The sequence below is a fragment of the Candidatus Sulfotelmatobacter sp. genome, assembly GCA_036500765.1.
Taxonomy (GTDB): domain Bacteria; phylum Acidobacteriota; class Terriglobia; order Terriglobales; family Acidobacteriaceae; genus Sulfotelmatobacter.
In genome coordinates this window covers 113031-133368 of the sequence record DASYBM010000017.1, presented here as the reverse complement: position 1 = coordinate 133368, position 20338 = coordinate 113031, and the positions used below count along the sequence as shown (strand labels likewise).

The following is a 20338-nucleotide window of genomic DNA, read 5'->3' as shown; positions in this document are numbered from 1 at the left end:
TTCGGTCGAGATTACCAAGGTGGTAGAACGGGTGGGCCATGAGGCCGGCGCCGCCAAATGAGAAGTCGAAAATTGGCGATTGAAACTCTACAATCATCCCCTGATGACTGTCACCATGCGATCATTCGCGAAGATCAATCTTGGGCTACGGATTGGCGCTGCACGGCCGGATGGTTTTCACGAACTGTTGACCGTTTATCAGACGATTGGGCTGCATGACGAAATTCGGATTAGCGTGGGGCGAGGCCGAGGCATTGAGATTCGGTGTGCAGACCCGCGCGTGCCGAAGGACGAATCGAATACTTGCTTTCGCATCGTGGAAGAGGCAATGCGCGCGCTACGCGCCAAGGGGCGCGTGCTCATCGAGATTGAGAAGCGGTTGCCGGTGCAGGGCGGGCTGGGCGGAGCTTCGTCAAATGCCGTGGCCACGATGCTCGGATTGGAGCGGGCGCTAAGGAAGAGCTTGTCCGCGTCCGATCGGTTGCGGATTGCGGCCATCGTGGGATCGGACTTGCCGTTGTTCCTGATGGGTGGGACCGTGCTGGGAATAGGTCGTGGAGAACAAGTTTATCCCTTGCAGGATTTGCCGGCGATGGCCTGTGTCGTGGTGACGCCGGAAGTGGGGGTTTCCACGCCGGCGGCATTTGCGGAGTGGGACCGGTCATGTGGAGCGGGAAGTCTTGCCCGCGAGGCATTGCCGCATGGGTCGAGTTCTGAGGAGAATACTGAACGACGGTTGGCCGAGCTTCGCTCGGCCGGGCCGAGTCGTAGGCCCGGTCCCACGCAGGAAAAGTCCGGCTCCGCGCAACAGGAGTCGAAGTCAAAAGCCACCGGGCTTCGCCCGGGGACAGGCGAGGGCGTCTGTCCCTCCACGAGCGCTTCTAAATTGACGGTAGCGGATACCTCCGATAGAATGAATTTGCTTAGTCGCGGTTTGTCGGCGTGGCTGAGCGAGATGCACTCCAGTGCTCCTTCTGATTTGTTGGCAAAAAGGGGCCGGGCCGAGAATCCGCTTCTCTGGCTTGTCCGGGCTGGGATTGAGAATGACTTCGAGCGAGTCGTCTTTCCTGAATATCCCGAGCTGAGTCGTGGGAAGAGTGCGCTTTTGCGCGCGGGCGCGAAATATGCATCGCTGTCGGGCTCCGGGTCCACGTTGTACGGGCTTTTTGCTTCGCGGAAAGCGGCGAACCTGGCGGCGGCCAGGCTGCGGAGTGAAGAGTGGGCGGCGCAGGCTACCGTGACACTGACGCGAGCGGCCTACTGGCGGCGGGTAGTCGCCGGTTGAGGGCGTGGGATGGCTCGAGAGCGGAAGCGTTCAGGGGTAGGAACAGTTTCCTGGGGGCGCTCGGCTTCGCCCCTTCGGCTTCGCTCAGGGCAGGCTTTCGATTGGACGGTCGAGGGCGGCCGTCGCCGCATGAGTTGTGGCGGCTTCGTTGAGTCGGTGAGAGTTTTTGATTGTTGATTTTTGATTGATGATTGACAATTAAGGCGACCCCCGGCTGGGGTTCGATCAACAATCGACAATTGTCTACTGGGCCGTCGACTAATGGTAGGTCAAGTGCCTTTGGAGCACTTTGTCTAGGTTCGAATCCTAGCGGCCCAGCCAAGAAAAGCGCTTTTGGCCGTTAGCTTTTGGCTCTTAGCTCAAACCGAGCTTCGGCGCCTAAGGTTCAAGCCAAGAGCTAGCAGCCAGGAGCCCGGAACTAACCATGGCTACTTTAGTCACGCCGCCCGATAAGACGGAGAAGGTTGAAAAAAAGAATCCACCGGTGACGGACGAGAAGACGGAGCGCCGGCCGCGTCCGCGGATGGATGAGAAGTTCAAGATTTTCAGCGGTACGGCGAATGAGCCGTTGGCCGACGAAGTCTGCAACTTTCTCGGGATGCAGCGCGGCCAGGCGCAGGTGATTCGCTTCCGCGACGGCGAGTGTTACGTCCAGATTCAGGAGAACGTGCGCGGCGGCGATGTGTTCGTGATCCAGCCGACCTGCCGGCCGGTGGACGAACACCTGATGGAGCTGCTGTTGATGATCGATGCGCTTAAGCGCGCGTCGGCGCGGCGCATTACGGCGGTGATTCCGTACTTTGGTTATGCGCGGCAGGATCGCAAGGACAAGCCGCGCAGTCCGATCTCGTCGAAGCTGGTGGCCGATCTGCTGACCACGGCGGGCGCGCATCGGGCGTTGATTGTGGATTTGCATACGCCCCAGTTGCAGGGATTTTTTAACATTCCGGTGGATCATCTGTTCGCGTCGCCGGTGCTGGTCGATCACTTCCGCAAGCTGGCGTTGCCGAACTTGACCGTGGTTTCGCCGGATGCGGGCGGCGTGGAGCGGGCGCGCTTTTTCGCCAAGAAAGTAGATGCGGCCCTGGCCATCGTCGACAAACGGCGTGTCGAGATGAATGTGGCGGAAGTGATGCACGTGATCGGCGATGTGAACGGCCGGACTTGCCTGATCATTGACGATTTGATCGATACGGCGGGAACGCTGGTCAAGACCGCGGCGGCGCTGGTGGAAAACGGGGCGACCGAGGTTTACGCATGTGCGTCCCATGCGGTGCTTTCCGGTCCGGCGGTGGAGAACATTCGCAATTCGGTGATTAAGGAAGTGGTGGTCACCAATACGATTCCGCTCAGCGCGGAAGCGGGTACGGCACGAACGGAAAAGGGAGGAAAGATTTCGGTCCTCTCGATTGCGGGATTGATTGGTCGCGCGATTCAGGCCAATCACGAAGAGACTTCGGTGAGTAAGCTGTTTACTTAGTGGGATAACAACTTATTGCAGGCGCCGGAAAGAAGCAGGTTCCTCTACTGCGCCGTCGCTATGCTCCGGCTCCGGTCGGAATGACAACACGGTAAAGGGAATTGAACTTATGGCGAGCACATTGGAACAGAGCACACTGGAAGCGCAACCGCGGGAAGCGGGCACGAAAAACCATGCCCGGCGCGTGCGGAAGGACGGAAAGATTCCGGCGGTCGTGTATGGAGCGGGCAAGGATTCAGTCTCCATCAGCGTGGATCCGCGGCATGTCCTGCGCATTCTTCACTCGGATACCGGCCACAACACGATTTTCGATCTTGCCTTGAGTGGCGGCGAGAGCACCAAGGCCGAGAATAGCAAGGCAATGATCGTCGACTGGCAGTACGAACCCATCAAGGGCACGCTGCTGCACATCGACCTGAAGCGCATCGCGCTCGACAAGGTGCTGACCGTCAGCGTGCCGATCTTCCTGATTGGCGAAGCCGCCGGCGTGAAGCAGGAGGGCGGCATCATGGAACAGATGCTGCGCGAAGTCGAGATCGAGTGCTTGCCGGGAGATATTCCCAGCCACATCGATGCCGACGTCAGCCAGCTTACGTTTGGCAAGGTGCTGCGCGTCTCGGAGTTGCCGCACTCGGACAAGATCAAGTTCATCACAGATGAGAATCAGCCCGTGGCGCACGTGACCTCGGTGAAGGAAGAGGTTGTGGCCACTCCGGACGCGGCAGCGGCGGAAGCGGCTGCTCCGAGCGAGCCCGAGGTTATCAAGAAGGGCAAGCAGGAGACCGAGGAAGGCGGCGAGGCTGCTCCGGCCGAGAAGGGTGAGAAAAAGGCCGAGAAGAAAGAGAAGAAGTGACGCTTGTGGAGGGACGGGCGCCCTCGCCCGTCCTGCCGGGCGAAGCCCGGCATGCGGGCGGAGGAAATTAATCTGGCGTGAAACTGATCGTTGGTCTCGGCAATCCTGGCATCGAGTACCAGTTCACGCCGCATAACCTGGGCTTTCTGGCGATTGATCGAATCGCGGGCAACCTGGGAGTGGAAGTGAGAAACCGGCGGTGCCGGGCGCTGACGGCGCGCGCCCTCATGCCGGGTTTAAACGGTGTTGATGAGTCAGTGCTTTTGGTCAAGCCTGAGACGTTCATGAACCTGAGTGGAGTCTCGGTGCGGGGATTGATCGAGGAGTATGAGGCGAACCCGGAGTCGGACCTGATTGTGATTCAGGACGAACTGGATTTTCCGCTGGGCACGCTGCGCATTCATACACGGCGAAGTTCGGCGGGACACAACGGAATCGAGTCGATAATCGGGGCGCTGGGCACGAAAGATTTTTTGCGCATCCGGATCGGCGTAGCGCCGGAACACAACATAAGCGATGGTCAGGGTTACCTGCTATCGCCAATGCGCAAGGCAGATTTGAAGATTGTAGATGGAGTTCTCGACACTGCGGAAGAAGCGGTGAAAACGATTTTGAAACAGGGTCCGGCGGCGGCGATGAATCGCTTTAACAGAAAGCCGGAAGACGAAAAAGATTAGCCACGGATCGACACGGATCAAGAACGACTAATTGATTTATCCGTGACGATCCGCGCGAATCGGTGGCCAAGGACTTGGAGAAAAGCATGAATCGTATTTATGAGCTGATGTTTATCGTTCGCCCGGATATGACGGACGAAGATCTGGACAAACTGATCTCGACTTTGTCGGCGGTTGTGCCGACTTCGGGCGGAAACGTGCAAAAGGTCGAGAAGATGGGCAAGCGCCGTCTCGCCTACACGGTGCGGCGCTTCCACGAAGGCATCTATGTGCTGATGGTCGTGGAAGGCGGAGGCGCGGTGATGCACGAACTGGAGCGGCGTCTGCGCGTGACCGAGCCGGTCATCAAGTTCCTGACCGTACGTATTGATGAGGAGCAGAAGCGGCTCGACAAAATCAAGCAACTGCGCGACGCGCGCAAGAAAGTCAGCGCGCAGCCGGCAGCCCCGGCAGCAGCGGCATCGGAGCCTGCGGCGACTCCGGTGGCAGAAGCTCCGGCGACGGCGTAGAGAAAGTGGTCAGTGGCCAGTGATTAGTGGCCAGCCGACCCACCATCCACATACGACAGATTGTTAACTGGCCACTACCCACTGATCAAACTGGCCACTGAATGGAGAATTATGGCTGACGAAACGACAACAGCAGCACCATCGGCACCGAGTGAGAGGCCGCGTTCGGGCGGCGATCGTCCGGGAGGGGATCGTCCTGGTGGCGATCGCCCGCGATTTGGCGGCGGCGGACGCGGCCCCGGCGGGCCTCCACGCGAAGGCGGGGGCGGACGCAAATTTTTCCGGCGCAAGAAAGTTTGCAAATTCTGCGTCGAAAAAATCGAAGACATCAACTACAAGGATTACCGCATGCTCGGCCAGTTCGTCGCCGAGAGCGGCAAGATCGTGCCCCGGCGTTTGACCGGCGTTTGCGCGCCGCATCAACATCGCCTGTCGGCAGCCATCAAGATGGCGCGCAACATCGCGCTGCTGCCGTTTGCGGGGCGAGCGTCATAGAACCTGGGCCACGGATTTGCATGGATATTCACGGATCTGAATTCTTGAGATTTAGCGTTTCGAAGGTCTATCCGTTTTGATCCGCGCGAATCCGTGGCGAAAAAGATTTTGAGATTGAAATACTGGAGTCATCTCATGGAAGTCATTCTGAAGGAAGATGTAGCGAAGCTAGGGTCGCGCGGCGACGTGGTCAAGGTCGCGGAAGGCTATGGACGGAATTATCTCCTTCCCCGCAAGCTGGCCATTGTCGCCGACGCGGGCAACAAAGCCGTCATCACGCAGATGAAAGCAGCGGCGGTGCGGCGCTCCGCCAAAGAAAAGACCCAGGCCGAGGAACTGGCCAAGCAGTTCGACGGCGTGTCGGTGACGTTCACGCGGCGCTCGGGCGAGCACGATCAGCTCTTTGGGTCGGTGACGTCAAGCGACGTAGCCGAGGCGCTGACCAAGAAAGGCCTGGACATCGATCGCCGCAAGATCCAGCTGCACGAGCCGCTGAAAACCGTGGGCGAGTTCACCGTCCCAGTCAAGCTGCACAAGGACGTGACGGCGCACTTGAAAGTGGTGATCGAGAAGGAAGCGGTGGTAGAGTAAGGGAGCTCGTTCACCAGTTCTCGAGATCTCGCCCGAACCTCTGGATGGCGTTCTCGAACCTGCCGAGTTCAGAGCCGCTGATTGGGTCCCGCCCTGAGATGAACTTAAATCGACTAATGGCGGTTGGCCCAAGCAACCGCCGGTAACGACCTTCGATTGACTCATCGGGGTTGTACACAACGATTTTCTTTACCCGGGTCCCGCTCATTGTTCCCAAGGCGTAGAGGTAATGGAAGAACTGGTCGGTCGGCGGCACTGAATAGCCGATGATGACGATGTGCTCGGCTTCTGCTAGATGCTCTGCTGCCCGCGCCCAGACGGTTCTCATCGACGCTGAACTAAAACCGCCCTTGTTCCAGGTCGGCGGCACAATCACTGGTTGCTCATGAAAGCTCTTCGAGCACCTGCTGCATGTTTGGTGTGCTATTGCGTCAGTGATCGCCAACCTGAAATCGTCAGGACCGACCAACTTGAGCACCCTGCCGAGCTCTAACTGCGAGAGAGCATGAAGGCGTTTCGCCACGATGCCGCACTGTTCGCAGAATCCCCAATTGAGGCTTCCGTGCAGCTTCAGTAGGTCGATTGAGCCTCGATCTTCAGGATGATCGTTGGGCAGTCGATAATTCGGTCGGAGTCCGCCCAGATGAAGCGCCCAGTCGAGACACAGGTCGTAATTGAACGTGAGGATACTAATGTCCTCTGCCCTCGACTTGCACCAGTTGCAGAATCGATCATAAGGTACCGGTGCGCCTTTACTGGGAAACTTCACTGAAAGCTCGATCGTGCGCACAATAGTTCTCGTAAGAGCGGGTACCAACTGCGATGCGGAGTTAGGCTTCGCCAATCCCCGAAGAGCTCCCGTCGTTTCCGCCATTTCGAAGGCTGCGAACAGGGACTCTATGTTCAGAAGATCAATCTCGGACGATTTCGAATAGATTGACTGTAGGCAGTCGTAGGCCTTAAACACCAAGTCGAACTTCTCTTGATCGCCCTCGAAGAGCTTTTTACTCCTGCCAATAGACTCCGCCACATCCAGGAACTTTGGCATCGTCGGCGCGCCGGCAGCAACCGAGCAACCCGCGCCCATGATGAAAACAAGCTTGCTCATCTGGGCAACAATTATTGCAGAATGTTACTGGTATTGCCTCAGCGTCAGGGCATCTCTCTTGCCAAACTGCGACGAGCGGCTGTTCGGCTCTGTTCTGTCTCCTCCTAAATCCCTGCCCCTGAATCATCTAGCTCCCCCAAAAATCCCCCGGCAGCCTATAATTTCTGCTCACGGTTGCGCTGATTCGCCGTCTATTCCTGTGCACGCCCGGATACGGCAAATACCGGGCAGTAGAGGACACGACAACACATGCCGGCAGGGGTATGGGCATTACCACTTGCGGTTGGCGGACGGGCCCACTCGATAGGCCACTTCACTGCGAAGAGTGAGAGAGTGGAGAGAGTCAGCGGTAGCCATTCGAACGAGAACGAGACTCGGGAAAATCAGGACCCCGGGCGGGGCCGCATGGCTGCGTTAGCTCGCCAAGCTTTGGATCGCCAAGCTCAAGAACGGCGCATCGACGACACGATGCTGATCCGGGAGGCCCAGCGCGGAAACCGCGCCGCCTTCGAGGAACTGGTGCGCCACTACGATCAGGCGGTGTTGCGGCTGGCGTTGCATCTTACCGGCACCGAGCAGGACGCGCAGGACGTCTATCAGGACGCCTTCCTCAAGGCTTACAAGAATATTGGAAGTTTCCGGTTCGAGTGCTCCTTCTACACCTGGATTTACCGGATCGTGACCAACTTGTGTCTCGATCATTTGCGCAAGAAAAACGTGCGCAAAGAGGACGCTCCGGTCGCGAAGGGCGCAGACGGCGGCGAGTATGACCTGCTCGATCAGGTGCCGGATGGGCGGTCGGGAGCGAATCCGGAGCGTGACTTGCTTCGGCGGCAGTTGGGAGCGCGCATCGCGGGAGCGCTGGAGAAGTTAACTCCCCGCGAGCGCATGGTGTTTGAGTTGAAGCATTATCACGGACTGAAGCTGCGAACTGTGGGCGAGATTTTGCAGACGACGGAAGAGACGGCGAAGAATACGCTGTTTCGGGCCACGCAGAAGTTGCGCGGGGCGCTGGCGGATATGAGATGAGTGTGGCGTGGCTGTGGAACGGGGCGGCTTGGCTTCGCCTTCGCCGGACAGCCGAGGCGGCTGTCGCCATATGGTTCGTGGTCGTGGCAGGAACTGATTAGGGTGAGCTTATGAAATGTGAATGGGTTCGAGAAAATATCGTGTTGCAGGTTTATGGCGAGCTTGCGGATGACGCGCGCCATGAACTGGAGCAGCATGTGGAGCGCTGCGCCGACTGCGCGGCGGAACTGAAGGCGGAGCAAGCCTTTCACGCGCTCCTGGCGCAGGATCGCGCGGCCGATCCATTGCTGAACGATCCATCGCCGAACCTGCTGGCGGCGTCACGTATGCGGCTGCAAGAAGGATTGGAGACGGTTCAGCAGGGCAGCTTTTTCAGCCGGCTAGCATTTGATCCCATGAACTGGCTGCGGCAAGTGAAGTTCTCGCCCGCTCTGGCTTCGGCGATTTTGATTCTCGGCTTTGCGGGCGGAGTCGGTGCCACCTACAAGATCTACGGATCACGGCCAGCGAATGTACCCCAGATTTCGACTACCGGGAGCGCCGAGACCGCGCCCTCCGACGCCTCCATCGCCAGTATCAGTTCCATCACTCCTGTCCCCGGCACCGATCAGGTCAGCATCAAGTACAACACCGTCGCGCCGCAGGAGGCGCAGGGATCGCTGAACGATCAGAGGATCCAGCAGTTGCTGTTGTACGCGGCGCGCAACAACTACAACTCCGGCGTGCGGGTGGATTCCGTCGATCTGCTGGCAAAGAGCAGCAGCGACCTTCAGGTGCGCGAAGCTCTGATGTTTACGTTGCAGAACGATACCAATCCCGGGGTGCGGTTGAAGTCGCTGGACGCGCTGGGTAATTACGTGAAGAACGATACGAATGTGCGCGACGCTGTGCTGCGTGCGCTGGTGAGCGATTCGAATTCGGGCGTGCGCATTGAAGCGCTGCGGCTGATCGAGCCCGTGAAGGCCGACGGCAGCGTGCGCGGAGTGTTGATGGCGCTGGCGGCGAAAGACTCCAGCCAGTACATCAAGTCGCAGGCGCGGACCATGCTGGCGCAGTTGCCGGAGATCGATTAGTAGCGCCGCCGTCCCGGCGGCTGTCGCGAGGGCGTCACGCCCTCGCTGCAGGACAGCGAGAAGGAAGGGTGAGATCTTAAAGGCTTTGGAACAGATTCGACGCGGCGGGCGAGGACGCCCGTCCGGACAGCCGCCGGGACGGCGGCGCTACAGAACATTCGCCGACGTAAGCGAGAATTGAGGGAATAATTTTGAAACGCGCGCTACAAATCGTCGGGCTGGCCGGTGTGCTGGCCCTGCTTGCGCCGCTCGGCTTTCTTTCGCTGAGCGCGGCGCAGGAAACACATGTAACCCACGATGGCGGGTCCTGGGGTCAGGAGATCACTGGCTCGCTGGCGGGGGCCAGGAATTTGCGAGTGAAGGTCGACATGGGTGCGGTAGTGGTGCACGGATGGCAGCAGCAGGGCATCAGTTACGTCGTTCATACGCATTTCGGCAATTCTTCGGAGCAGGATGCCCGTCGCGAATTCGAGCAGTACAAGATCACAGCTTATGTGAGGGGCGACACGGCGTGGATCGTCGGCGAGTGGCAGGGTGGGAGACGTCCCCATCATTTCTCCGGTGAATTTAACATCAACGTGCCGCGCGAAATTGCGCTGGTCAAGCTCGAGACCGAAGGCGGCAACGTGGAAACGACGGGAGTGGCGGGCCGCGTGGAAGCGGAGAGCGGCGGCGGCGGCATGAAACTCGATGACATTGGCGGCGGGGTGAACGCGGAAACCGGCGGCGGAACGATCGATGTCGGAACGGTCAGCGGCGATCTCTCATTGCATACCGGCGGGGGGTCGATCCAAGTCCGTCATGCCAACGGCAAAGTTGTAGCTGAAACCGGCGGCGGCACCGTTGAGATCCAGTCGGGCGCGCAAGGAGCGACTATTGAGACTGGCGGCGGCTCCGTGGAAGTTCGCCAATGCAGCGGCAAGGTGAAGGTTTCAACGGGCGGCGGCAGCGTGGATTTGAGTGACGTCGGCGGCCCGGCCGAGATCGACACTGGGGGCGGCAGCATTCACCTGGCGTCGGCTAAGGGACACGTTCACGCCGAAACCGGCGGCGGCGGCATTGAATTGATCGGCGTGCCTTCGGCGAGCGCGGAAACGGGCGCCGGCGGCATTACGGTGAAGCTGGTGAATACTGGCTCCGAACGTCACGATTCCGATCTGGAAACCGGCGCCGGCGATATCACGGTGTATATTGCGTCCGACGTCGCCATCAACGTGCGAGCCAGCGTCGATATGGGCAACGGGCATCGCATCACTTCTGATTTTTCCGATATTCATATCAGCAGCGAAGGCGACAAGTGGGGCCCGAAGACGCTGACCGCCGACGGCAAGCTGAACGGCGGCGGCCCTACGCTGAAGGTGCGCACGTCGTCTGGCGACATCTGCATCAGGCGCGCCAAGTAACGACTATTTTTGATTGTTGACTAACAGCCCACGGGTTTTTCAATCGACAATCAAGAATCGTCAATTAAATGACTCTTCACGAAAACAGGTGACCCATGCGCAAATACGTTCTTACCAGCATCGTGTTATTGCCGTCGCTCCTCACTTTTTCGCAGGCGGCGCAGAACTGGTCAGCGGATTCGCCGGAGAAAAACTGGAGCGTTTTCTCGAGCGAAGACAGCGGCACGAGCTCGTATCTCGGGGTTGACATCGCCGATGTGACCACCGAACGTTTGAGCGCACTCAAGCTGAAAGAGGAAAAGGGCGTGGAAGTTACCATGGTGGACCAGGACGCTCCCGCCGGTAAAGCTGGCATCAAAGAGCACGACGTCATTCTCACTATGAACGGCGCGACCATTGAAAGTGGAGCGCAGTTGCGCCGGATGATCCACGAAATGCCGCCCGGGCGCGTGGTGAGCTTCGGGTTGAGCCGCGATGGCCAGGCTATGAGCGTAAAGGTGCAACTGGCCGACAAACACGGCGAGTTTGCCCGCGGCTGGCCCAATCCGGACGTCCATGTGAAAATTCCCGAGATCCACATTCCGGATATCGAAGTGCCCTCCATTATGGTGAACGTAGTTACGACCTCGGCGCGCAGCGGTCTGAGCGTGGAGAACATTACGCCGCAGTTGGGAGAGTTTTTCGGCGTGAAGAACGGCAACGGCGTGCTGGTTCGATCGGTGGAAAAAGGCAGCCGCGCCGAGAGGGCCGGAATTCGCGCAGGCGATGTGATCGTAAAGGTGAATGACGAGCCGGTCCACGACACCAGTGACTTCATGCACGCCGTAAGGTCACGTAATGGGAAACCGGTCACCGTGGGAGTGATCCGGGAAAAGAGGGAACAGATTCTGAATCTGACGCTGCCTGAAAGCAGGGAATCGGGCGAATTGCTGGAGGAACTCGAGAGCCTTCCGGGGCCGCAGATTGACGCGGATGCGAATCGGGAACTCAGAGACGCGCAGAATCAGGTCGCCGATCTTGGACCCATGATGGAACTGGTGCAAGAGCAGGCCAAAAAGTCCGCGGTCGAGGCACGCAAGGAACTCTGCGACGCTCAGAAGAAGCTTCGTGAGCGGGCGGAGGAATTTCGGAAGCAACAGCCGCAGCGACAGCAGTTCATGAAGGAATTCGAGAAGAGCCAGAAACAACTGAAGATGGAATTAGATCAGTTGCTCCACCAATCTCACGCACACTCGTTCGATATTTAGCGGATTCGGCGCTCTTAACCACTGCCGGCGGCACGTGCCGCGCCCGCCAGGCATACACGATTTCGTCCCGCCTGCTTCGCAGCATAGAGTCCATTATCGGCGGACCGAATCAATTCATCCCGGCCGGTGCCGTGGTGGGGAAAGGCTGCGACCCCGGCGCTGATGGTTACCGTCCGTGGCACTCCCGGAAACTGATAGCCCTCCACCAAACGCCGCAATTTCTCGGCGATGGTAATAGCCTGCTGAGTGTTGGTTTGTGTGAGCAGGATGGCGAATTCCTCTCCTCCGTAGCGGCACACGACATCAATCTTGCGCAATTGCTGGTGAAAGAGCGAAGAGACCTGGCGCAGCACCTCGTCGCCCAACAGGTGTCCGAATTCATCATTCATCCTCTTGAACTGGTCGATGTCGGCCATAATCACGGCCATGCCGGTGTCGTAGCGGCGGGCACGTTCGATTTCTTCCACAATGCGAAGCTCGAAGAATCGGCGGTTAAAGATGCCAGTCAAACCATCGAGATACGCCAGTTGTTTGACGCGGTCGACGTAATGCGCATTCTGGATCGAATTGGCGCAAATGTCGGCCACCGATTCGAGCGACTGCAATTCACTTTCGCGGAAGGCATTGCGCTGCGCGCTGTGCAGCGTGAGCACGCCCAGTGTCTGGCCAAACGAAATCAGAGGAATGCTCATGCGCGAAGCCGATTCCCGGAATATCCGCTCGGGTTCAGGCGTCGAGCTCAAGTCTTTCTCAATAACGGTGCCGTTGGTGGCGATCATGCGCGACCAGGGTTCCTGATTTGCAGCAAAGCGCCCTCCCAGCGGAAGGCACGGGGTGAGCGCCCCCTGGTGCGCCCGCATCACCAGGTCGCCTTCCTCCCGCAACAGAAGCGACACGTGCGAAACTTGAAAGGCCTTCTGGATTACGGCGCACACGCGCGCCAGCAACTCTTCCAAATCCATGATGGCAGTGCTCTGCTGGGCAATGGTATTAATGGCTTCTAGTTGCCGGGCGCGCCGGCGTTCCACGGAGTAAAGATGCGCATTCTGTAGAGCGATGGAGGCCTGCGTGGAAAACAAAGTCAGCAACTCTATGGTTTCCGGATCGAAGCGATCGATTCTGTCGCTCTGGCAGTCGAGCACGCCGACCACCTCGTCGCATACCATGAGTGGAATCGCCAGTTCGGAGCGGGTAGACTGTGCGGCGCAGACATAACGCGAATCTTGGCTCACGTCGGGAACGTACAGCGGATGCTTTTTGAGGACCGAGGCTCCCGTGATGCCCTCGTGACGTCCGAGGCGGATCTTATCTTTGCCGGGATCCCAGCCGATTTGCGAGCGCACGCAGAGCTGCCCGGCCTCCTGGTCGAGCAACAGGATGGCCACGTTTTGCAGATGAAAGTAGTCGCGAGCAATGGCCAGAATGCGCTGCAACACCTCGTCCAAATCAAAGGTGGAAAGCACCGCCTGGCCTGCTTCGTATAACACCGCAAGTTTCGGCATCTTTGAACGAATTGTACGTCTGAGGATAGGGGTTACCGACGTTCCGAAAGTAACTGGCCTGGGTGTGTGCTTTCAGAGCCTTAAAGACCTATCGCCATTTTCTTGCGGTGCGGATCAAGCCGTAGACGGCCAAACAGAACCAAAAATCCAGAACCATTCCCAGATCAATCCGCATAGGGCGGTGCCGCGCCGCCGGCGGCAAGGAAGGAACCAGAGCGAAGTACACCACATTGCCCAATAGGATCGCCAGAAGAGCCTGGAGGAAATTGACGAGCACTGATGGTTTGGACACCGGCAATCTCCTGTGAGTTTCCGAAGCTGGTTTAATCGCCTGCTACCATTCTCTTTAGGTAAAGAAGATCCCCGAACGCCTGCATTGCCATCGCCAACGGCGGTGCTAACGCTGCGCTCTGGAGTAACAGGCTTGGCCAAAGTATGCTCGAACTCTCTACTCCCGTTCAATATGTGAAGGGCGTGGGTCCGCGTATTGGGGAGGTCCTCGCCGGTAAAGGGATTTACACGGTTGGAGATCTGCTGCACTATCTGCCGTTCCGTTATGAAGACCGGTTGAACCCACGGGGGATTGCGGAATTACGAGCAGGCGAGATGGCGACCGTCATTGGGGAAGTGCGCAACTCAGGGCTTTTCCGCACTCGCAGTGCGCCGATCTTCCAGCTCACCGTCGGCCAGGGGCGCGCGAAATTGCGCTGCCTGTGGTTCAACGCGACTTACCTCCAGGACAAGTTCAAGCCCGGACAGATGATCGCGCTCTACGGCAAGGTCGAAGAAGATCAACGCAGCCGGGAGCTGCAAATCGTTCAGCCGCAGTTTGAGATTCTGGGCGATCCCGCCGACTCCGGCGAGAACGGGGCAGAGAAAAAAGCCGCAGAGTCTTTGGAGATCGGTCGCATCGTTCCCATTTACGAGGCGACCGGACGCCTTACCCCGCGCTGGTTCCGGCGCGCAATCCGCACCGCGCTCGACAATCTTACGCCGGAGCTGGCCGATCCCATTCCGGCAGCCGTGCGCGCTCGCTTGGGATTGATCTCACCGCGCGAGGCCTTGTGGAACGTGCACTGGCCCGAGCCCGGCGAAAGTTTCGAGGCCTTGCAATCTTCGCGGACGCCGGCGCACATTCGGATGATCTTCGACGAGCTGTTCTTCGTCGAACTCGGTCTGGAATTGAAGCGGCGGCAGCAGAAGGCCCAGACCGGATTCGCCTTTTGCCTGGATGACAAAGTGAGGGCGGCGATCAAGAAAATATTGCCCTTTCATCCCACAACCGCGCAGAAGCGCGTGCTGAAGGAAATTGCCGGCGATATGCAAAAGCCGTATCCCATGCGGCGTTTGCTGCAAGGCGACGTGGGGTCCGGGAAGACGATCGTCGGTTTTGAAGCGGCGATCATTGCGATTGAAAACGGTTGTCAGGCGGCGCTGATGGCGCCAACGGAGATTCTTGCGCAGCAGCATTATTTTTCCGCGCGGCGGATTCTGGAAAATGCCGGCTATCGGATCGTGCTGCTGACCGGGTCTCTTGAGGCCGACCGCAAACGTGAAGTCCGTCGGCACATCGCGCAAGGCAACGCCCAACTCGTAATTGGCACGCATGCGCTGCTGGAAGAAAAAGTGGAGTTCGCCAGGTTGGGACTGGTGATCGTGGACGAGCAGCATCGCTTTGGCGTCATGCAGCGGCTGAAGCTGATGAAGAAGTCGGGCGACGGTACTGAAGATCCTCATGCGGGAACGGCCGCCCTCGGCCGTCCGGCCGAGCGAAGCTCGGCAGCCTCCCCACAAGCTCGGCCCGCTGAGCCTGATGTCCTGGTCATGACCGCAACGCCCATCCCGCGCACGCTCGCCCTCACGCTCTACGGCGATCTCGACCTGAGCGTGCTCGACGAACTTCCTCCGGGGCGCACGCCCATCGTCACACGTTGCGGTTCAGACGAGGAGTCGACGAAAGTTTGGGAGTTCGTACGCAAACAGGTCGCGGCTGGAAACCAGGCCTACGTAGTCTATCCGGTGATCGCCGAAAATCTGACTGCGGGGAAAGAAGAGAGCGAACTCAAGGCTGCCGTCAAGATGTATCGCGATCTCAGCGGCGTCATCTTCAAAGATTTGAAAGTTGGCCTGCTTCACGGCCGCCTCGACTCTGAGCTGAAAGATCAGGTCATGCGCATGTTTCAGCGGGGCGAGTTGCAGATTCTGGTCGCAACCACGGTGATCGAAGTCGGCGTGGATGTGCCCAATGCGACCGTTATGGTGATCGAACATGCCGAGCGCTTCGGCCTGGCCCAGCTTCACCAGTTGCGCGGCCGCATTGGACGCGGCGCCGCCAAATCGTATTGCATCCTGATGACGGGCGGCAAAGTTACCGAGGAAGCACAGAAGCGCCTGAAGGCTATGGTCGATACCAATGACGGCTTTCAGATCGCCGAACTCGATCTCGAACTGCGCGGTCCCGGCGAATTCTTCGGAACGCGCCAGGCCGGCATGCCCAGCTTCCGCATTGCCAACCTCATTCGCGATGCGCAGTTACTGGAGGCTGCCAAGCGCGAAGCGGCCGCCGTAATCGCCGGCCCGGACGACGAAATCTCCGCCGCAGAAATCAGCCGGGCTCTGGTGCACATGCGCGCGCTCTGGCAGCACACTTACGGCCTGGTCGAGGTTGGTTGACCCGGAGTAACTCCAAGCCGAAATTCCTGCCGCACCTTCGCTTCTTTCGCTACACTGGCTAACTACAACATGACGACAAATAACTTGCGGAACTTGTCTTTCTCCCTGGTCGCGACATTTCTCGTTGCCTTGATTTCAGCGGCGGGACAGTCCGTTGCTCCGGAATTATATTCAGGTCTCAAATGGAGGCTGATCGGGCCATTTCGCGGGGGCCGTGTGGCGGCCGTGGCAGGAGTCCCGGGGGATGCGAGCACTTTTTACTTCGGCGCGGTGGACGGCGGCGTATGGAAGACGACGGACGCCGGCGTGGTGTGGACCCCTATTTTCGATAGCCAGCCAGTTGCTGCGATTGGGGCGCTTGCGGTCGCACCGTCCGAGCCCAAAACAATTTACGCCGGAACCGGCGAATCGGACATTCGCTCGGACCTGGCGTCCGGCGATGGGGTCTATAAGTCCACCGATGCAGGCCAGACCTGGCAGAACGTGGGATTGCGAGGCACGCGCCAGATCAGCCGGATCGTGGTGGATCCACACAATCCCAGCATCGTGTTCGTAGGAGCACTCGGTCACGCCTACGCTGCGAATGAAGATCGTGGTGTCTACAAATCATCCGACGGCGGTGCGCACTGGTCGAAAGTTCTGGATCAAGGCCCGGAGATTGGCGTTGCGGATCTGGCGATCGCGAACGATCAGCCGAACCTTTTATTTGCGGCCACGTGGCACACGAGGCGTCCACCGTGGAGCACCTATGCGCCGATCGATGGACCAGGCAGCGGGATTTATCGCTCACAGGATAGCGGACAAACGTGGTCGCGTCTCACCGGCAACGGTCTGCCAGATGGAGACTGGGGCCGTCCTGCGGTCGCGGTTTCGTCTGATGGCAAGCGGGTATATGTGCTGATCGACGACGCGAACAAATCCGGACTCTACCGCTCCGACGATGGCGGCGATAGCTGGGCTCTCGAAAATGCCGACAAGCGCCTCACCAGCCGCGCCTGGTACTTCGGCAACATTACGATCGATCCGGAGAATGCAGATGTAATCTACATTCCCAACGTTGCGCTCTTGCGATCGGAAGATGGCGGCAAGACGATTTCCGTGCTGCGCGGTGCGCCCGGCGGAGATGACTATCACCAGATCTGGGTCGATCCGAAGAGTTCCGCCCGCATGGTTCTGGGCACCGACCAGGGAACGACCATCAGCGTGGATTACGGCAAGACCTGGAGTTCCTGGTACAACCAGCCCACGGCGCAGCTTTATCACGTCATCACCGACGATCGGTTTCCGTATGTGGTATATGGCCCGCAGCAAGACAGCGGAAGCGCCGCAGTTTTCAGCCGCACCGATCATGGGCAGATCACGCCACGCGATTGGTTTCCGGCGAATGGCAGCGAAGCCGGATACTTTGCACTCGATCCCAAAGATCCCAACATTCTTTTTGTCAGCGCGACCTATGGAGGCGTGGCGCGCTTCGACCTTCGCACTTCATTCAGCCAGGACGTTACGCCTTGGCCCGTGCAAACTTTTGGCACGGAGATCGCGGCGCGCAAGTATCGCGATCCCTGGGTGCCTGTGCTGCTGTTTTCTCCCTTCGATAAAACTACGCTATACCTCGGCACGCAGTACGTGATGAAAACGGCGGATGGCGGCCTGCATTGGAGCGCGATCAGCCCCGATCTCACGGGCGCGGCGTTTGGGGCGGGAACGAAGCATGCCGCAGCAAATAATGAAGGTCCGCCGACCGTTGAGAATGCCCGACAACGTGGCTACGGCGTGGTCTTTACGATTGCGCCCTCGGGTCTGGACGGTGGTTTGATTTGGTCAGGCAGCGACACCGGTTTGATCTATATCACCCGCGACGCCGGGAAGAGTTGGAAGAACGTGACTCCGAACGCAATCGGCAACTGGACCAGAGTCTCATTTATCGAAGCCTCGCACTTCAACGCCGGGGAGGCCTACGCCGCCGTGGATGCGCATCGGCTCGACGATCAGACTCCCTATATTTATCGAACCCGCGACTATGGTGAGACGTGGCAGGCGATCACCGAGGGCATTCGGGCTCCATCGTTTGTGCGGGCCATTCGTGAAGATCCGAATCGGAAAGGCCTGCTTTTTGCCGGAACGGAATTCGGCATCTATGTCTCTTTTGACGACGGCGATCACTGGCAGTCGTTGCAGTTGAACCTGCCCGTAACTTCGGTGCGGGATATGACGGTTCACGGCGACGACTTAATCGTCGCCACGCACGGGCGCTCGTTTTGGATTCTCGACGACATCGCGCCGCTGCGGCAGGCGCATGAAGCAACTGGCGCCTGGCTGTTTCGCCCGGCGACCGCGATACGCGTGGATAACGATGGATTCCTCGGCACCCCGCTGCCGCCGGAGGAGCCGACGGCCGACAATCCACCGAATGGCGCTGTGGTTGATTACGTCCTCAAATCTCCCGCAGAACACATCAAACTCGAAGTCGTCGATCGCAAGCGAAACCTGAGGCGTAGTTTTTCATCGGACAATGACAAAGGGAGCAAGCATCCGTCGCTGCCGATTGCCGAGCGCTGGTTTCCGAAACCTCAGCTTCTGGAGAAAACTCCTGGTATGCACCGCTTCGTGTGGAACCTGACCTGGGCCGGCGACACTTTTGGGGATGCGATCGATGACGACTACGGCGCTCCGCGCGGGCCGAAAGCGGTGCCGGGTGATTACGAAGTGCGGCTCACGGTTGATGGCAAAACCTCGACTCAACCTCTCAAGATCGATATGGACCCGCGGTCGACGGCGACGACCGCGGAACTGGAGCAGCAGTTCGAACTCGGCCAGCAAATCTACCAGGAAACTTTACAGAGCCGCCGTGCCGTGGAAGAAATTCATTCCTTGCAGACCCGCCTGTCCGATTTGCAAACGAAACTTTCGCCAGGGCAGACTGATCTCAATGCCATCGTCGCCAGCCCGGCGGCGGAGATTCGGAAGATTCTAGACGGCAACGCACCCGCTCTGGGGCTGGAGAAAGCAAACTCGGGCTTGGCCGCCGCGCTGCGGGTCGTGGAAAGTGGCGATCGGACTGTCCCGTCGCAGGCCATCGCCCTCTACAAGGAATCCAGCGCTGCGATGAAGATGGCGGTCGCCGAATGGAGTCAATTCAAAACAACGCGCCTGCCGCAACTCAATCAGCAATTACAGCAGGCGAAAATTGCTCCAATTGCGATCTCGGAAATTGAGAAGGAAGTAGAGGACGTCATATCTCACTAGTTTAGCAGCGACCAAGATTGCTTCCTTTCGATTTCCTTACTTTGCGTTCTTTGCGGAATTTCTTCCAAGAAATGCTGCAAAGAACGCGAAGATCTCAAACTAGAACGGTACGCGCGAGCGCATGCATTCCGGTCCGAAAACCTTAAACTGGTAGAATCGAAAAGATGGCAGCGCCTTCACAACTCATTCAAATTGAGGTTGGCCCTCCGGTGCGTGCGCCGAAGCCGCAATGGCTGCGCGCGAAAGCTCCCGTGGGCGACAACTTCCACAATCTGAAGAAACTCGCGCGCGGCTTAGGGCTGCATACCGTCTGCGAGTCGGCGCAGTGCCCGAATATCGGCGAATGCTGGAACCACAAGACCGCCACGTTCATGCTGCTGGGCGACATTTGCACGCGGCGCTGCGGTTTCTGCGCCGTGCCCAAGGGCCGTCCCGAGCCCATCGATCTGGATGAGCCCCGCCGTGTGGCCGAGGCTGTGGCCACGTTAGGCTTGAAGCATGCGGTGGTGACCAGCGTGAACCGCGATGACGACAACATCGGCAGCGCCCGGATTTTCGCCGAGACCATCCGCGAGATTCGCGAACTCACGCCTGATTGCCGCGTGGAAGTGCTCATCCCGGATTTTCAGGGGTTGGAAGAGTCGTTGCGCATCGTGCTCGGCGCGAAGCCCGACGTGCTCAATCACAATACCGAGACGGTTCCGCGCCTGTATCGCGCAGTTCGCTCCGGAGCGCGCTACGAACGCACTCTCACACTGCTGGAGAACGCCAAGAAATTCTCGCCCGGCATGGTCACCAAGAGCGGCGTGATGGTTGGTCTGGGCGAATCGTCGGAAGAATTAGTTGAAGTCTTCCGCGATCTGGGCACGCGCGGCGTCGACATTCTTACGGTTGGCCAGTACTTGCGGCCGTCGAAAGATCACCTGCCGATCGCCCGCTTCTACGAGCCCGAAGAATTCACCTACTTGCGGAACCAAGCCTTGCGCTTCGGCTTCCGCCACGTTGAGTCGGGACCGCTGGTGCGGTCGAGCTATCACGCGCACGAGCACGCGGATGCGGCAGCAGCTCCACGGGCGGTGTCTTAGCTTGCGGCCAACCGGCTGCCCCGCCAAGAGCTTTCGATCAAACACGACCGTCCCCGCGGCTAGTATCTCCATCGAACAAATC

The 20338-nt window shown here is 58.9% G+C and carries 17 protein-coding genes and 1 tRNA gene; 15 read left to right on the top strand and 3 right to left on the bottom strand.

Translation table 11 applies throughout. The annotated features are described in order from the left end of the window. Nucleotides 1-103: 103 nt before the first annotated feature. The 8 genes from VGM18_20915 (at nucleotide 104) to rplI (ending at nucleotide 5890) form a co-directional block, all read left to right on the top strand. The gene (locus tag VGM18_20915; GenBank protein ID HEY3975474.1) at nucleotides 104-1285 is read left to right on the top strand and encodes a 4-(cytidine 5'-diphospho)-2-C-methyl-D-erythritol kinase; all 1182 of its coding nucleotides are present in this window, start codon (nucleotides 104-106) and stop codon (nucleotides 1283-1285) included. A gap of 247 nt (nucleotides 1286-1532) precedes the next feature. Then, a tRNA-Gln gene (locus VGM18_20910) sits at nucleotides 1533-1606 on the top strand. 103 nt (nucleotides 1607-1709) lie between these two features. Then, nucleotides 1710-2765, top strand: a complete 1056-nt coding sequence (locus tag VGM18_20905; protein HEY3975473.1) for a ribose-phosphate pyrophosphokinase — start codon at nucleotides 1710-1712, stop codon at nucleotides 2763-2765. 109 nt (nucleotides 2766-2874) lie between these two features. Beyond that, nucleotides 2875-3618, top strand: a complete 744-nt coding sequence (locus tag VGM18_20900; protein ID HEY3975472.1) for a 50S ribosomal protein L25 — start codon at nucleotides 2875-2877, stop codon at nucleotides 3616-3618. A gap of 77 nt (nucleotides 3619-3695) precedes the next feature. Further along, nucleotides 3696-4295, top strand: coding sequence for an aminoacyl-tRNA hydrolase (gene pth / locus VGM18_20895; protein HEY3975471.1), 600 nt, complete (start codon nucleotides 3696-3698; stop codon nucleotides 4293-4295). Nucleotides 4296-4381: 86 nt separating this feature from the next. Continuing rightward, nucleotides 4382-4804: a 30S ribosomal protein S6 gene (gene rpsF / locus VGM18_20890; protein ID HEY3975470.1), complete on the top strand. Its 423-nt coding sequence runs from the start codon at nucleotides 4382-4384 to the stop codon at nucleotides 4802-4804. A 111-nt stretch (nucleotides 4805-4915) separates the two neighbouring features. Continuing rightward, entirely contained in the window at nucleotides 4916-5299 is a 384-nt protein-coding gene (gene rpsR / locus VGM18_20885; GenBank protein ID HEY3975469.1) for a 30S ribosomal protein S18, read from the top strand. Between the two features lie 135 nt (nucleotides 5300-5434). Next, on the top strand, nucleotides 5435-5890 hold the full coding sequence (gene rplI / locus VGM18_20880; GenBank protein HEY3975468.1) for a 50S ribosomal protein L9: 456 nt from the start codon (nucleotides 5435-5437) through the stop codon (nucleotides 5888-5890). Between the two features lie 10 nt (nucleotides 5891-5900). Here rplI and VGM18_20875 read toward each other — a convergent pair whose 3' ends face one another. Continuing rightward, nucleotides 5901-6998: a hypothetical protein gene (locus tag VGM18_20875; GenBank protein ID HEY3975467.1), complete on the bottom strand. Its 1098-nt coding sequence runs from the start codon at nucleotides 6996-6998 to the stop codon at nucleotides 5901-5903. A 405-nt stretch (nucleotides 6999-7403) separates the two neighbouring features. On the opposite strand from VGM18_20875, the gene VGM18_20870 reads away from it, so the two are divergent. The 4 genes from VGM18_20870 to VGM18_20855 all read left to right on the top strand — a co-directional run bounded on the left by VGM18_20870 (nucleotide 7404) and on the right by VGM18_20855 (nucleotide 11750). Continuing rightward, nucleotides 7404-8027 (top strand): sigma-70 family RNA polymerase sigma factor, encoded by a 624-nt coding sequence (locus VGM18_20870; protein ID HEY3975466.1) that lies wholly within the window; start codon nucleotides 7404-7406, stop codon nucleotides 8025-8027. Nucleotides 8028-8137: 110 nt separating this feature from the next. Further along, the gene (locus VGM18_20865; GenBank protein ID HEY3975465.1) at nucleotides 8138-9100 is read left to right on the top strand and encodes a HEAT repeat domain-containing protein; all 963 of its coding nucleotides are present in this window, start codon (nucleotides 8138-8140) and stop codon (nucleotides 9098-9100) included. 191 nt (nucleotides 9101-9291) lie between these two features. Further along, nucleotides 9292-10503: a hypothetical protein gene (locus tag VGM18_20860; GenBank protein HEY3975464.1), complete on the top strand. Its 1212-nt coding sequence runs from the start codon at nucleotides 9292-9294 to the stop codon at nucleotides 10501-10503. A gap of 95 nt (nucleotides 10504-10598) precedes the next feature. Next, entirely contained in the window at nucleotides 10599-11750 is a 1152-nt protein-coding gene (locus VGM18_20855; GenBank protein HEY3975463.1) for a PDZ domain-containing protein, read from the top strand. Nucleotides 11751-11764: 14 nt separating this feature from the next. On the opposite strand, the gene VGM18_20850 is transcribed toward VGM18_20855, so the two are convergent. After that, on the bottom strand, nucleotides 11765-13252 hold the full coding sequence (locus tag VGM18_20850) for a sensor domain-containing diguanylate cyclase (protein ID HEY3975462.1): 1488 nt from the start codon (nucleotides 13250-13252) through the stop codon (nucleotides 11765-11767). Between the two features lie 88 nt (nucleotides 13253-13340). Beyond that, nucleotides 13341-13544 (bottom strand): hypothetical protein, encoded by a 204-nt coding sequence (locus tag VGM18_20845; GenBank protein ID HEY3975461.1) that lies wholly within the window; start codon nucleotides 13542-13544, stop codon nucleotides 13341-13343. A 143-nt stretch (nucleotides 13545-13687) separates the two neighbouring features. Between VGM18_20845 and recG the strand changes: the two genes are divergently transcribed. The 3 genes from recG to lipA all read left to right on the top strand — a co-directional run bounded on the left by recG (nucleotide 13688) and on the right by lipA (nucleotide 20256). Beyond that, nucleotides 13688-15925, top strand: a complete 2238-nt coding sequence (recG, locus tag VGM18_20840; GenBank protein HEY3975460.1) for an ATP-dependent DNA helicase RecG — start codon at nucleotides 13688-13690, stop codon at nucleotides 15923-15925. 216 nt (nucleotides 15926-16141) lie between these two features. Next, a complete protein-coding gene (locus tag VGM18_20835) occupies nucleotides 16142-19171 on the top strand; it encodes a hypothetical protein (GenBank protein HEY3975459.1) in 3030 nt (1009 codons plus the stop codon). Between the two features lie 164 nt (nucleotides 19172-19335). Further along, on the top strand, nucleotides 19336-20256 hold the full coding sequence (gene lipA, locus VGM18_20830) for a lipoyl synthase (GenBank protein ID HEY3975458.1): 921 nt from the start codon (nucleotides 19336-19338) through the stop codon (nucleotides 20254-20256). The last annotated feature ends 82 nt before the right edge of the window (nucleotides 20257-20338 follow it).